This window comes from Pseudoalteromonas sp. GB56 (assembly GCF_054923835.1).
In genome coordinates this window covers 130,831-145,560 of sequence record NZ_JBPCHK010000001.1, presented here as the reverse complement: position 1 = coordinate 145,560, position 14,730 = coordinate 130,831, and the positions used below count along the sequence as shown (strand labels likewise).

14 protein-coding genes are annotated in these 14,730 nt (G+C 44.2%); 6 read left to right on the top strand and 8 right to left on the bottom strand.

Going from position 1 to position 14,730, the window contains the following annotated elements:
- Positions 1-162: 162 nt before the first annotated feature.
- From ntrC to glnA, 4 genes are all read right to left on the bottom strand, one after another.
- Entirely contained in the window at positions 163-1,554 is a 1,392-nt protein-coding gene (ntrC, locus tag ACH19P_RS00675) for a nitrogen regulation protein NR(I) (protein ID WP_462156635.1), read from the bottom strand.
- An 18-nt stretch (positions 1,555-1,572) separates the two neighbouring features.
- Positions 1,573-2,625: a nitrogen regulation protein NR(II) gene (gene glnL / locus ACH19P_RS00670; protein WP_462156634.1), complete on the bottom strand. Its 1,053-nt coding sequence runs from the start codon at positions 2,623-2,625 to the stop codon at positions 1,573-1,575.
- Between the two features lie 83 nt (positions 2,626-2,708).
- The gene (locus tag ACH19P_RS00665; protein ID WP_462156633.1) at positions 2,709-3,242 is read right to left on the bottom strand and encodes a DUF4124 domain-containing protein; all 534 of its coding nucleotides are present in this window, start codon (positions 3,240-3,242) and stop codon (positions 2,709-2,711) included.
- A gap of 162 nt (positions 3,243-3,404) precedes the next feature.
- On the bottom strand, positions 3,405-4,811 hold the full coding sequence (glnA, locus tag ACH19P_RS00660; protein ID WP_347390122.1) for a glutamate--ammonia ligase: 1,407 nt from the start codon (positions 4,809-4,811) through the stop codon (positions 3,405-3,407).
- A gap of 439 nt (positions 4,812-5,250) precedes the next feature.
- Between glnA and typA the strand changes: the two genes are divergently transcribed.
- The 3 genes from typA (at position 5,251) to ACH19P_RS00645 (ending at position 9,031) form a co-directional block, all read left to right on the top strand.
- Positions 5,251-7,077, top strand: a complete 1,827-nt coding sequence (gene typA / locus ACH19P_RS00655) for a translational GTPase TypA (RefSeq protein WP_462156632.1) — start codon at positions 5,251-5,253, stop codon at positions 7,075-7,077.
- 142 nt (positions 7,078-7,219) lie between these two features.
- A complete protein-coding gene (locus ACH19P_RS00650) occupies positions 7,220-8,188 on the top strand; it encodes a GlxA family transcriptional regulator (RefSeq protein ID WP_462156630.1) in 969 nt (322 codons plus the stop codon).
- Positions 8,189-8,308: 120 nt separating this feature from the next.
- Positions 8,309-9,031, top strand: coding sequence for a helix-turn-helix domain-containing protein (locus ACH19P_RS00645; RefSeq protein WP_462156629.1), 723 nt, complete (start codon positions 8,309-8,311; stop codon positions 9,029-9,031).
- A 50-nt stretch (positions 9,032-9,081) separates the two neighbouring features.
- Here the strand turns inward: ACH19P_RS00645 and ACH19P_RS00640 are convergent, their stop codons facing one another.
- The 3 genes from ACH19P_RS00640 to ACH19P_RS00630 form a co-directional block, all read right to left on the bottom strand.
- A complete protein-coding gene (locus tag ACH19P_RS00640) occupies positions 9,082-10,296 on the bottom strand; it encodes an NnrS family protein (protein ID WP_462156628.1) in 1,215 nt (404 codons plus the stop codon).
- Between the two features lie 26 nt (positions 10,297-10,322).
- Positions 10,323-10,772 carry an Rrf2 family transcriptional regulator gene (locus ACH19P_RS00635; protein WP_462156627.1) on the bottom strand — a complete coding sequence of 150 codons (450 nt, stop codon included), beginning with the start codon at positions 10,770-10,772 and terminating at the stop codon, positions 10,323-10,325.
- Positions 10,773-10,934: 162 nt separating this feature from the next.
- Entirely contained in the window at positions 10,935-11,573 is a 639-nt protein-coding gene (locus ACH19P_RS00630; RefSeq protein ID WP_462159290.1) for a DUF2959 domain-containing protein, read from the bottom strand.
- Between the two features lie 89 nt (positions 11,574-11,662).
- Between ACH19P_RS00630 and ACH19P_RS00625 the strand changes: the two genes are divergently transcribed.
- From ACH19P_RS00625 to dtd, 3 genes are read left to right on the top strand one after another with little or no spacing between them, the layout of a single operon-like run.
- Positions 11,663-12,553, top strand: a complete 891-nt coding sequence (locus tag ACH19P_RS00625) for a virulence factor BrkB family protein (protein ID WP_462156625.1) — start codon at positions 11,663-11,665, stop codon at positions 12,551-12,553.
- Positions 12,554-12,555: 2 nt separating this feature from the next.
- On the top strand, positions 12,556-13,509 hold the full coding sequence (locus tag ACH19P_RS00620) for an alpha/beta fold hydrolase (protein WP_462156624.1): 954 nt from the start codon (positions 12,556-12,558) through the stop codon (positions 13,507-13,509).
- Positions 13,497-13,934, top strand: coding sequence for a D-aminoacyl-tRNA deacylase (dtd, locus tag ACH19P_RS00615; protein ID WP_462156623.1), 438 nt, complete (start codon positions 13,497-13,499; stop codon positions 13,932-13,934). The genes ACH19P_RS00620 and dtd overlap by 13 nt, the downstream gene beginning before the upstream one ends.
- On the opposite strand, the gene ACH19P_RS00610 is transcribed toward dtd, so the two are convergent.
- A complete protein-coding gene (locus tag ACH19P_RS00610) occupies positions 13,931-14,620 on the bottom strand; it encodes a spermidine synthase (RefSeq protein WP_462156622.1) in 690 nt (229 codons plus the stop codon). The genes dtd and ACH19P_RS00610 overlap by 4 nt on opposite strands.
- Positions 14,621-14,730 lie beyond the last annotated feature (110 nt).

Below are 14,730 nucleotides of genomic sequence, written 5' to 3'. Positions count from 1 at the left end.
CCTGTATTTTTTAAGGCCAACAGGGCTATCTGCCCACTCTCGATGCTATAGGACGAGTGAGTAAATTTCTACACGCTAATGTTTAAACGCCATCAGTTTCATGGGAAGGCAGCTTTTTTATCGAAATAAAGCCCCTTGTGAAGGGGCTATTTAATAACTCAGTTAAGAAGGAGTTATGTTTCGCTCTTTAAGCTTGCGAGTGAGTGTATTTCGACCCCAGCCTATACGCAGCGCTGCCTCTTGTTTGTGGCCGCCACAACTTGCTAATGCCGACTTGATCAAGCGTGTTTCCAGTTGTGCTTGAATATCAGGCCAGACATTATCTTTACCCTGTTTGAATTCGTTATTAAGCCATTGTTGGAATAGATCCAGCCAGTCGGCATCGACATCTTGTGGGTGCGCCGCGATAATTTCTGGTGGTAAGTCTTCAGCGGCCACGTATTCTCCTGGCGCCATCACGGTAAGCCAGCGACAGGTGTTTTCCAATTGGCGAACGTTGCCAGGCCAATTGAATAATTTCATTTGATCACATGCTTGTGGGCTCAGGATCTTGGTGTCTATCTTCAGTTCCTGAGCACTTTTATTTAAGAAGTATTCGGCAAGTTGCTCAATATCTTCTGGGCGCTCACGAAGTGGCGGTAGTTTAAGTCTGACCACATTTAGACGGTGGAATAAATCTTCGCGGAATTTGCCTTGCTGCGCTAGGCGCTCCAAATCTTGGTGTGTTGCTGCGATAATTCGTACATCCACCTTAATACTCTGATGGCCACCTACACGATAAAATTCGCCATCTGCTAAAACACGCAATAAGCGTGTTTGCACATCAAGGGGCATATCGCCAATTTCATCTAAAAACAGAGTGCCGCCATTGGCTTGTTCGAAGCGACCTTTACGCACACTGTCCGCACCGGTAAATGCCCCCTTTTCGTGGCCAAACAGTTCCGATTCCACCAAATCTTTTGGAATGGCAGCCATATTCAGGGCAATAAAAGGATTATCTTTACGTGGGCTATGTTGGTGCAGTGCGCTGGCAACAAGCTCTTTACCCGTGCCCGACTCACCGTTAATCAAAACACTCATACTCGAAGCGCTCAGTTTACCAATGGCGCGAAATACTTCCTGCATTGCTGGTGCTTCACCAATGATCACAGAACGTTTTTGTTCGCTGGCAGTTTTTTTGGATTTCTTTTGTGAGTGCGCTCTCACGGCACGGTCGACAACGCCAACCGCTTCCTCTAAATCAAACGGCTTGGCAAGGTACTCAAATGCACCTTTTTGGAAAGCTTGTACTGCAGAGTCAAGATCCGAGTGCGCGGTCATAATGATCACGGGCAGGCTTGGATTTTCTTCGCTGATTTGTTCTAGCAGTGCCATGCCGTCCATACCTGGCATGCGCACATCGGAGAGTAACACTGCGGGTTGAGAGTAGGTCAGCGCACTGAGCACGTCCTGAGCGTTGTCAAAACTCTCAACGTGATAACCACCGCGAGTTAGTGCTTTTTGCAGTACAAAGCGAATGGATGCATCATCATCTACCAACCAAACAGATTTCATCGTATACCTCTTAGGGGCCTACAAAGGCAAGTATAATGTAAACTCAGTATGGCCCGGCCAGCTATCACACTCGATAAAGCCTTGATGCTGATCTATCAGGGTTTGCGCAATTGATAACCCTAACCCAGTGCCACCTTCTTTGTTAGTGACCATAGGATAAAACAGCGTTTCTCTTACTTCGGGAGCAATGCCCGGACCATTATCACAAATTTTAATCTGCAGGGCTTTTTTAAGCGTAGTGTCATAGCGACGCACGTGATACCGCACACGCGTAGTCACTCTAATTTCTCCTCCTTCACTGAGCGCTTGCATAGCATTGCGCACAATGTTGAGAAGTACTTGCTGAATTTTATCGCCATCAACCACAACATCCGGAATACTCGGATCGTAATCTTTGTTGAGCGTTATTGCTTTATTGTTATCCAGTACGCACAGCTTCAATACATTCTCAAGCGTTTGGTGAATGTTGGTAGCTTGTTTGTGAAGGCGTTGGTTCGGTCCCAATAACCTATCAACAAGCTGCCGCAATCGGTCCGCTTCATGAATAATAAGCTGGGCACACTCATCGCGCTCCTGCTGATCAACCTCATACTGCAATAATTGCGCCGCTCCGCGAATTCCACCTAAAGGGTTTTTGATTTCATGGGCTAAGTTGCGAATTAAGGTACGAGCTGCTTGATGCTGGTGCATTTGATTTGAGGCCTGATCGAGTCGAATTTCTTCGTCGGTTTGGCGAATTTCAAATAATAGATAGGCGTCGTTTTGATAATTAATTCTGCGACTATTGAGTGCAAGATTGGCATGGCGAGTATCGACGAACACCACGTCAGCTCTATGCTGGTGGCAATCTACCCCTTGCTTCAATGTGTAATTAGCAATACGTTCAAGTTCAATTGAATGGTAATTAAATAGGGATTCAAAAGGTTGGCCAATGATTCTTTTTAGTCCTTGACCAAGTAGTTCAGTGCAACTTGTGTTGGCGTACACAAGATTAAAATCTTTGTCCAAAATTAGGATCGCAGTATGTAGGTTTTCCCACATCTGTTGGAAGAAATCGAGGTGGAGTTTCATTTTAAGTCATCAATTGCACCATAGTGGTGCATTTATATTATCAGGTTATCATCATACTGCTGAGATATAATTATTATTATCCGTTAAGGTCCCGTAATCATGGAGCGGCGGTGTAGGAAAAAGACTACTGGCTCCGAGTTAGCCAATACTTTGCCCTCAGAGTCGAGTAGCTTCAAAACAATGTTGTGCTCCCCTCTGTCAATGTCACGCATCACAAACAACAGTGACTTTTGCGGTTTTTCATACGCCTTGCCGTCAAGGTAGAGTTGGACTTGATGTCCTTGTAAAAAGCGTGGCTTGATTATGCCAGACACGTGCACAGAACCGGTGTTGTCGCGAATAGTTTCTTCTTGTGCAGGAGAACTGATTGAGATAGAAAATTTAACCTTCTCTAAATCATTGGTTGCTTCGTTGAAGATACTGGTATCAGTGGAAGGCATGTTCATCACAGGTTTGTTCAGCGTCACTTTTTCCGCGCCTTTGCGAGGTGTATCGGAAAACACCAAATTGCCGTTCTCATCCTTATAAACATAGATGTTTTTGTTTGGCTCTGCGGATACGGGTGTTGTTATAAATAACGCCAATAACACGCTTAAAATCATCACCTTTACGTTCACATGCTTTCCTAATTTAGTTTGTTATTCTTATAGTTAGCCGCAATTGAAGTGCTCAAGCACCCTTCATTAACTGTAGTTCATTTACAACTTTTTTACCATAAAAAAAGCCTGCAGAGCAGGCTTTGAGAACACACATGATATAACTAAAAAATAGTTATCAGGTTATACGCTGTAGTACATTTCGAACTCAACTGGGTGAGTTGTCATGTTAAGTTTTTCAACTTCTTTAGACTTCAGCGCGATATAAGCGTCGATTAGGTCGTTTGTGAATACGCCACCTTGGATTAAGAACTCGCGGTCTGCGTCTAGAGATGCAAGTGCTTCATCTAGCGAAGATGCAACTGTTGGGATTTCAGCAGCTTCTTCTGCAGGTAGGTCGTATAAGTCTTTGTCCATTGCATCGCCAGGGTGGATCTTGTTCTTGATACCGTCAAGGCCAGCCATAAGCATTGCAGAGAACGCAAGGTATGGGTTAGCTGTTGGGTCAGGGAAACGCACTTCGATACGGCGTGCTTTCTCTGAAGGAACAACTGGAATACGGATAGATGCAGAACGGTTACGTGCTGAGTAAGCAAGCATTACCGGCGCTTCGAAACCTGGTACTAGACGCTTGTAAGAGTTAGTCGATGCGTTTGCGAATGCATTGATTGCTTTAGCGTGCTTGATGATACCACCGATGTAGTAAAGAGCTTCTTCAGAAAGACCGCCGTACTTGTCACCTGCGAAAAGGTTTTTACCGTCTTTCGCTAGAGACTGGTGACAGTGCATACCAGAACCGTTATCACCAACGATAGGCTTAGGCATGAACGTAGCTGTTTTGCCGTATGCGTGCGCCATGTTGTGGATAACATACTTCATTTCTTGAATTTCGTCTGCTTTCAATACCATAGTGTTGAAGCGAGTCGCGATTTCGTTCTGACCAGCAGTTGCTACTTCGTGGTGGTGAGCTTCAACAACTTGACCCATTTCTTCTAGAACTAGACAAGTCGCGCTACGCCAATCTTGTGATGAATCAACAGGAGCAACCGGGAAGTAACCGCCTTTAACGCCTGGGCGGTGACCTGTGTTACCACCTTCGTAATCTTTATCAGAGTTCCAACATGCTTCTTCAGCATCAATTTTGTACATTGAACCAGACATGTCTGATTTGTACTTCACGTCGTCGAATAGGAAAAATTCTGGTTCTGGACCGAATAATACGGTGTCAGCGATACCAGTAGAGCGCATGTACTCTTCAGCGCGCTTAGCTACAGAACGTGGATCACGCTCGTAACCTTGTAAAGTTGAAGGCTCAACTACGTCACAACGAACGATAAGTGTTGTTTCTTCTGCGAATGGGTCAAGTTTAGCGCTTTCAGCATCTGGCATTAGCACCATGTCTGATTCGTTAATGCCTTTCCAACCTGCAATAGAAGAACCATCGAACATTTTACCGTCTTCAAAGAAGTCTTCATCAGCTTGGTGATGAGGGATAGAAACGTGCTGCTCTTTACCTTTGGTGTCGGTAAAACGTAAATCTACGAATTTTACGTCATGTTCTTTAATGAAATCTAAAACCGATTGTGACATGTGTCCTCCAACTGTGGAATTTTATGTGTGCTGCATGTTACTGCAATTGTGCAGTGGTAAGCTTAAATCGTGCCAGTTTCGTAACGTGTTATTTATAAATGAATTTTTTAAAAATACATTCTTGATATCATGTGTTTTGCACCTCATTGGTGCGCACTTGCTACATTCTAGTGCATCTTTGTGAAATTGCTATTACGGCGAGTTGTCATCATATTTTGCCTTTTTATCGAAAATATACACAATGTTTATTGGTTGTTTTTTAATCGCTTAATACATTTTGCGTCGTTATCGCACCACAGTCACAGAAAAATAATGTTGGATAAACTTTCATCTAGTGACTTTATAAGGGATAATACGCGCCCTTTTAAACCCAACGCAGGTAGCTGTTGCCGAGCGTGGATCATCTAGGAACAATGAGGCTTGCCTCTTAAGTAGATATATGAGCATCGAAAAGTTAAGAAATATCGCGATCATCGCGCACGTTGACCATGGTAAAACAACTCTGGTTGATAAATTGCTTGAGCAATCGGGCACACTACAAACTCGTGGTGGTAACGAAGAGCGAGTGATGGATTCTAACGACATTGAAAAAGAGCGTGGAATTACCATCTTAGCTAAAAATACGGCAATCAACTGGAACGATTACCATATCAACATCGTAGATACTCCTGGACACGCTGACTTCGGTGGTGAAGTAGAGCGCGTTCTTTCGATGGCTGATTCAGTACTTCTTCTTGTAGATGCTCAAGAAGGTCCAATGCCGCAAACGCGTTTCGTAACGCAAAAAGCATTCGCACAGGGTTTGAAACCGATCGTGGTTATTAACAAAATCGACAAGCCAGGTGCTCGTCCTGATTGGGTTATGGACCAAGTTTTCGATCTATTCGATAACCTAGGTGCAACTGACGAACAGTTAGACTTTAAAGTTATCTACGCGTCAGCTATCAACGGTTGGGCAACACTCGATCTAGATGAGCCTTCAGAAAACATGGAACCTATGTTCCAAGCGATCGTTAACGAAGTTGAAGCGCCAGATGCAGATCCAGCGGGTGCATTGCAGATGCAGATCTCTCAGCTTGACTACAACTCATACGTAGGTGTAATCGGTGTTGGTCGTATCAAGCGCGGTACTGTTAAAGTGAACCAACAAGTAACTGTTATCGGTGCTGATGGTAAAACACGTAATGGTAAAGTAGGTCAGGTATTGACGTACTTGGGCCTAGATCGTCACGAAGCACAAGAAGCAACTGCTGGTGATATCATCGCTATCACAGGTCTTGGCGAGCTGAAAATCTCTGACACTATCTGTGACGTAAACAATGTTGAAGCACTTCCTGCATTGAGCGTTGACGAGCCGACAGTAACCATGACGTTCTCAGTAAACACGTCACCGTTTGCTGGCCAAGAAGGTAAATACGTGACTTCACGTAATATCCGCGAGCGTCTTGATGCTGAGCTTGTTCACAACGTTGCACTACGTGTAGAAGACACTGACAACCCAGATAGCTTCCGTGTATCAGGTCGTGGTGAACTTCACTTAGGCGTATTGATCGAAAATATGCGTCGTGAAGGTTACGAGCTTGCAGTTTCACGCCCTGAAGTAATCCTTCGTGAAGTGGATGGTGTTCTTGAAGAACCGTATGAAACAGTAACAATCGACTGTGAAGAAGAGCACCAAGGTTCAATCATGGAACAGCTTGGTTTGCGTAAAGCAGAAATGACCGACATGGCTCCAGATGGCAAAGGCCGTATCCGTATGGATTTCATGGTTCCTAGCCGTGGTCTAATCGGTTTCCAAACTGACTTTATGACGTTGACGTCTGGTTCAGGTCTGATGTATCACACATTCGATCACTACGGTCCTCATAAAGGCGGTAAAATTGGTCAACGTAAAAACGGTGTATTGATTGCAAATGCACAAGGTAAAGCGTTAACTAACGCACTATTCAACCTACAAGAGCGTGGTAAGCTATTTATCGGCCACGGTGTTGAAGTGTACGAAGGTATGGTTATCGGTATCCACAGCCGCGACAATGACCTAACTGTAAACGCTCTAAAAGGTAAGCAGTTAACGAACGTTCGTGCATCAGGTACTGATGAAGCACAAACACTTGTACCGCCTATCAAGATGACACTAGAGCAAGCGCTTGAGTTCATCGATGATGACGAATTAGTAGAAGTAACGCCTGAAAGCATTCGTATTCGTAAGCGTTTCCTTACTGAAAACGAACGTAAGCGCGCTTCACGCGAAAGCAAAAAGAGCTAATTACGGTTCATGACGAAAAGCCCGCACATTGATGCGGGCTTTTTTGTTTCAAAACAAAAAATGTCCGAATAAATCAAGCACAAGACCTTTTCGCAAAATGAGTAGCGATATACCCTAATTGGGTACGTAAAAGGAGGTGCATATGCGGCGTATTGGCTTTTTTATATATGAAGGTTTTAAAGCCACAGATCTGTCAGCGCCTATGGATATTTTTGCTGAAGCGAATGTACAGGCTCAAAAACGTGGGCAGCCGCTTCCTTACACGTTGCATGTGTGTGCTCCTGAACAAGCCGCTATTGAAGCGACCAATGGCTTAATTGTGCAAATCGCCGATGATTTATCGCGGGCGCCTGAACTGGATACGCTGATAGTGGTCGGTGGTTCGGGGGCGCAACGGGTGAGTGAATTAAGCAATGTAATTCACTGGTTAGCACAAATGCAGCCAAAGTTGCGTCGTCTCGTCTCTATTGGAGCAGGGTGCCTAATATTGTCAGCATCGGGTGTGTTAAATGGTAAAACGGTCACCACAGACTGGCAAACAGCTCAATATTTGCAAAAAGTGAATACGCGGGTGCATATCGATGCCTCTCGCAGTCTTATTGAAGACGGCAATGTGTATTCAGCTGCAGGCATGACTGCCAGCATTGAGCTCGCCCTAACTTTGCTTGAGCAAGATTTTGGTGGGGAATTTGCGCACAGTGTGGCGCAACAAGCCCTCATTTATAATACGTGTCTGAATGACATGAAGGTGATAGGAAGCAGCCCAGTAGCCTCACAAAAAGGCAGTGAACGCTTCTTGAAGCTAAGCGACTTTCTGCTTAATAATCTACATAAACCCATCAACATCGACACCATGGCGTCGAGTATTAATGTTAGCCCTCGCCATTTTCGTCGCTTATTCAAACAACAATTTGCTGTTGCGCCCATGGTGTATGTGGAGCAACTAAGAATCAACAAAGCCAAGGCACTGCTAACCGGCACGGACTTTGCGATCTCGTTAGTGGCCCAGCAATGTGGTTACGCAAGCCATGAAGTGTTTAGCGCCGTTTTAAAGCACACATGGGAGTGTCGCCTAGTGAGTTTAGAGCACAGTTTTAAAGTTGGTGTGTGAAAAATCATGCAATAAAATCGCAGCTAACCATTGATATTCCAAATTATTCTCTGTTATTCATGTTTATATTCTTCAAGTAATTCTTAAAACTTGAGCTGACTATAAACATGGAGTGTCACAATGAGTTTAGGTAATGCTATTAAAAATTTGCGTCAGAATTATCAGTTAAGTCAGCCTGAATTAGCAGTAAGAGCAGGTATTGAGCAAAGTTATTTATCCAAAATTGAGAATGATAAATCGATGCCATCGGAGGATATCTTTGAGCGCTTACTGAGCGCGTTAGATTTAACTGTTGAGCAGTTTATGGAGTCTGTTGGCCATCACATTGATTCATCACAGCTGTTACAAATTACTCAAACGAAAAGGTATGTAGGGCAGCAACATCGTTTGGTGCAACAACGTCAAAATCTCTTGCAGATATTCGCTATTGTGCTTATTGCATTTGGGTGTGCGCTTTTTTACTGTGCTCACACGACTTTGTTATTTCCTGAGCGGCAATATGTTTATGAATCAGAAGGTGTAATTAAAGATTCAGAGCCAGATAATTTCTTTTCAATACGGCGACTAAGTAGCACAGATACAAAAATATTTGATGAGCTGGTTGCGAAAATGCATCAGCGCACCAAAAAAGAATACATTTACAGCTATGACATGCTGGGCTTACAGTTCGAACGACAGGAGGAAGGAGGTCGTCGAATATACGTTTACAACACCAATATCGAACACCCTAGGGTGATCAATGGCGTGCTTACTTTTGTCGCAATATTCGCACTTGTCATAGGCAGTTTGTTGCTTGTGAGAAGTTTTCCTTGGCTGCGCTCTAGAAAGAAACCTACTAACTAACATCGGTCATTAGCATGTGAATATCACATGCTAAATCTCTGTTTACACAATTAACCATCGCGTCCGTCAATTCGAGCACTAAAAACTATTTTGGCATAGCCTATGACGAACAAGGCGTATGAAACAGCCCAAAGTGTGGCTGAGAGCAGAATTAATGACGCATAATGCGTGTCGGTGAGTGGAGCAATCAATCGGATCAGGAGCGTCACGACCATGAGCCAGAACACACAGTTCATTGGCTTACTGGCTTTGATCATGCGACCTGTATGGCCAAGTGATACGCGCGAAATCATTGCCAATATCATCAGGCCCATGCCACCTACCGTAATTGCATGGATGGGTACGGAAATGGTGGTGAGCCAACCGAAATGAAACAAACCCATCAACATCAAGCCTAAGCAGATCGCCCAATAACTTATGTGCAGTGGCCATACCAGAGCGGTGTTAAAGGTAACCCAAATACGCCATCGTAATGCACGGATAAAGTTGAGCACACCAGCGATTAAAAAGAGTGACCCTGTGAGCTGCCTAGGTAAACTAGCGCCAACAACGGTTACGGCAATACACAACATCACACTGGCGATGGAGGCTTTATCGAGCCAAGGAATATTCGTAACGCGGGGTGTGTTTGTACCGTTGGCGGTAAACATTGGAAACACTCGCCCGCCCATAATGACCATCACCAGAGAAATCAACATCACCATAATATGGCTAATCTCTATGAAGGAGAGAGTTAAATGGCCATACAGTGCTGCGTACATGAGGGCATTAACACCTGACATCGCTAGCAAAATAGGGATAAAGAACAGGTTGCGCCAAAGCACCGCCTTGATGATCGGTAATGCTAAGAAAAAAGCAGCAAGAGGCAAATAAGCTAGGTCGAGAGCGATAATAAGCCAAGTAGGCGCCAAATTTGGAAATGCCAATAGCACTCGGGCGCAAAGCCACAGCAATACTAAGGCTAAGAGTGAGTTACCTTTTACACTTGCTAACCCAGACCAATTCTGTACCGCTGTGAGCAAAAAACCAGTAATTATAGCGACTGCAAATCCAAAGAGCATTTCATGTATATGCCAAAAATAACCGCTGCCAAAGGGATTAAAAGCAAGTTTTCCAGTGTTGGTTAAAGCCCAGATAGGGATGCTCAGCATCGCAAACAGGGCACCGAACCAAAACAATGGTCGAAAGGCTAAGCGCATAAAAGGCCAACCGCGCGCTTGTTCACTGGGTTCTGCTATTTGACCGCTGGGAAGTAGTATCGCCATAACAACCTCGATTCTATTATTTGGGATTAAGCGTCTGAACTTTCTATGTTTAACAGCTGCTTCAATTCATTGCCTTGTGAGTTGCCAATGAGATCGGCCAAGGTGAATTGATCTAGGTGTATAAAAAAGCACTCCATGGCATCAGCCAATATTTTCTTAAGTTGGCATGAGGGTGTTATCACACATTGATTATTGTCACCGAAACACTCGACTAGCACCGAGTTTTGCTCGTTTAGGCGTACAACTTTCCCCAAATTAATGTGCTCAGCTGTGCGTTGCAGGCGAATACCACCATTTTTGCCTCGCGAGGAAGCCAAGTAACCTTGAGCACTGAGTGTATGCACCACTTTCATCAAGTGATTCTTAGATATTCCGTACTGCTCAGCAATTTGCCCAATAGTCACGAGCTTGTCGTGGTGCAATGCCGCAAAGATGAGTACGCGTAATGAGTAGTCTGTAAAACGGGTTATATTCATAACATAAGGCGCTTTTTAAAGATGTATATAAAATACATCTTTATGTGCATCGAGTAAATTGACCTCGCGCATATTAGCGCACGCTAACTACTAAGTTATTGAAGTACAGGAAAAGAAAAAGGAGCTATTCGCTCCTTTTGACATGTCTATTGAGTAAGAATGTTAGCCCTGATTCATCTGTTCAATAAATCGGTTTGAATCGGCAATCGACTTATTCATGTCGTCGATTAACACCTTAATATCTCGTTGTAGGTTGGTAAATTCTCCCTTAATTGCTGCAATGGCTTGCGCATTAAGGTTATGTTTTAAATACAAAACATTGTCTTGAAGGGAGTCTAGTACCGGTTGCATTTTCGCTTCACTTGCGCGCATTGAGCGAAGTAACTGGTCAAATTGGCGTTGGGTGGCGCGTAGTTTATTGCTACTTTCACGTTTCAATGATGCGCTCGAATATTCCTCAAGCTCGTCTGCCCACTCCTCGAAAAGCGCTTCCGCCACGTCTTCTACATCATCTATATTCGCTGATACATCCTGTGCAGCCGCTAAACTGGATTCGTAGTCGTCGTTGAGTTGCTCGTAGGCATCTTGTAGATCGCCACCATCAAAATTAATGAGGGTACTTAATCGCTCCAATGCCGATTGAAACTCTTCTTGTGATTCCTCTTGCGATTCCTTGGTCTCTTCAACTCGGTCGACCAAAATATCGCGCTTGTGCACACCCACAGATTCCATTGCCGAGTAATAAGCTGATTGGCATGCAGTAAGCGATGCAAACGCTGCCACAAGGGCGAGTTTTTTCATCATCATGATGTCCTGTCTCGAAAGTTGATACTGTAAATTATGTGGCTGATTGCTATGATAAGCAAAAGATTTTTATTTCTGAGTAGATGATGAAGTGGGATAGCGAGAAAATAAAAACAACGCTGACGATTTGGGCCAAAGCACAGCCACGCTGGTGGCGGTATTTCTTTACTCGTTGCTTAGAAGACCAAATTACCGTCAATGCGGGCTATCTCGCCTATGTTACCTTACTTTCATTGATTCCGTTGATTGCGGTTGGTGTGGCTATTTTTTCCGCCTTTCCGGGATTTGCCGATACGCGCCAAGAAATAGAGACTTTCTTATTTACTAATTTATTGCCGACAACGTCAGTGGTGCTCGAAGAACATATCGGGGCATTTACAGGTAATGCCAATAAGATGACCGCGGTCGGGGTGAGTTTTTTGGCAGTTGTTGCGCTGTTTCTTATTCGTAATATCGATGCCACACTTAACCGAATTTGGCGTATTAAACAAAAGCGCCCAGGTATTATTTCATTTGCTATCTACTGGATGGTGTTAAGTCTTGGCCCCGTGTTGCTTGGGTTAAGCATCGGTGTGACTTCATACATAGTGTCACTAGTCTCATTCGCTGATGAAGGAATTCCCGGCTTTAGTGGCTTTGTTTTAAAATCTTTGCCCTACGCAATTTCTACAGTGAGCTTTTGGATGCTCTATACTTTAGTACCTAACACGCGCGTGCCACTAAGAGCAGCGTTGCCGGGTGCTATTTTTGCTGCGTTGCTGTTCGAATTAACCAAGAAGGGCTTTGCATTGTATATCAGCCACTTTCCCTCATATGAAGTCATTTATGGGGCGTTGGCGACTATACCTATCTTATTTATGTGGGTATACCTGTCTTGGATAGTGGTGTTGCTTGGCGCGGAATTTACGGTGTGTATCAGCGTTAGCAGGCCGCCGATTGACGACATCGTTAAAGAGGAACTCGCCAATAAGGAGTAATCATGTCTTTAAGCTACCCGATAACTGAACCAAACAATGTGCATCACGTTGCTGTGGGCCAAGGACATCAGTTAGAGCTTGAAGAGCATGGAAATCCAGATGGACTGCCAGTCATTATTTGTCATGGCGGTCCCGGTGCCGGATTAAGCCGGTTTGAATGTGCCCATTTTAATCCAAAGAATTACCGAATCTTGTTATATAGCCAACGTGGCTGCGGTAATTCAACTCCTCACAGTTGTGAAAACAATACCCTTGAGTTGTTAATCAGTGACCTAGAAGCTATTCGTCAACATTTGGGGATCGCGCGCTGGGTGCTGTGCGGAGAGTCATTTGGTGCTGCGCTGGTACTGTGTTATGCCTTGGCGCATTCAGAAAAAGTGGCGGCGTTGATGTTATGGGCGACATTTTTAGCAAGCGCTGAGGATTATCATTGGTATTTAGGAAGTGGGGGGGCAGGAGCCCAGTTTTACCCTGAACAATATGCACGCTTTAATCCTAAAAATAGTGACATTGATGACCTCATTGCGTCTTATCATAGCCGCATATTTTCCAACAGTGAGCTAGTACAACTTGAAGCGGCAAAAGCATGGTGCCAATGGGAGGAAATGCTATGCGATGGTGGTGGTGTTAACCCTCGACTTCATACCCCAGAGGCATTGATAAACAGTGCCCAATTACAGCTTCACTATCTTTATAATCAGTTTTTTTTGCCGGAAAATTATCTACTCGAGAATGCTCACCAACTTGCCAATGTACCTATTTGGATGGTCCATGGCCGTCATGATTTGGTGAGTGTATTTGCACGGGCACAACGGTTTGCTTGTGCCGTGGATGCACATCTTGATATCGTTCCTGGTCTTGGTCACTCATTGGCAAATGAGGTATATTGCCAAGCTCAATGTCGGGCCACCGACCATATGTATCTGAAGTTAAAGAGGTTGCAGTGCAAGGGCTAATACAGCGAGTAAGTGAAGCGAAAGTTGAGGTAGAGGGCAAAGTGGTAGGGGAAATTAAACAAGGCATATTGCTGCTCCTAGGCGTCGAAAAAGCCGATACTGAAGATCATGTTGACAAGCTACTGCATAAAGTCAGCAATTACCGTATTTTCACCGACGAACAGGGTAAAATGAACCAAAGTTTGCGTGATATAAACGGTGAGCTTTTAGTGGTGTCGCAATTTACTTTGGCCGCAGACACAAAAAAGGGCATGCGACCTAGTTTCTCAAGTGCTGCAACGCCTCAGCAGGCGACTAATCTGTATGAGTCTTTTGTAGAGAAAGCGAAAGCATCTGGTTTAAGCGTTGCCACTGGGCAATTTGCTGCGGATATGCAAGTCAGCTTGGTAAACGATGGACCAGTGACCTTTAATCTATGCGTTTAAGGTGAAAGAAACACTAGGCGGTTGGCGTACCCCTTTACATCAACAACATTGGGGGTGCGACCAAAACAGGTAATCAGCAAATGAGTGAGCTGCTGCAATTGTGATTCGTGATGCGCCAAAAAGTTAATGAACACATGGCCATCTTTATTTAGTGCATTGCGAACTTTGTCATAAAAGCTGTGCTTGTACAGAAACATTGGGGCATCTAATTCACTGAATAAATCAATAATTATCCAATCATATTTTTCTTTTTCACACAGCACTTGCTCAGCTTCTGCGCATCTTAACGTGGTGTCGTGCGCACCGCCAAAGTAACGTTTGTAACAGTGTATTATATCGGCATTACGTTCTACAGAGACCAGCTCTGTGTCGGGATAAGTGTGATGCAAATAGTTGCGGATGGCGCCTCCCCCAAGACCAAGCTCCAATACTTTTTTTGGAGGAGTAAGGGTTTGCCAGTACTGAGCAAAAATTTGTAAATGTGGAAACAATAGGTGGTTGGGCCGGCTGCGCTCGATAATGGACTGTAAAGTCTGATTTATCAGCAACCAGCGAAACTGTTTATGTTGGCGAACTTGAATACTGTTACCGCCAAAGCGATGCCAATATAGAAGTTGTCCGATCTTCGTACAATCAGCAACGAAGTGTTCGGATACTGCGCCACTGTGTTCAATGACTGTTTCCATATCAACAGCATAGACACGGGATAGCGATTTTCCTAGTTGTGCAAATATTTTTACGAAAAAATGCCTATTGTTCTTTGGTGTTATTTGCCTGAATCGTTAAATCTTGTAAG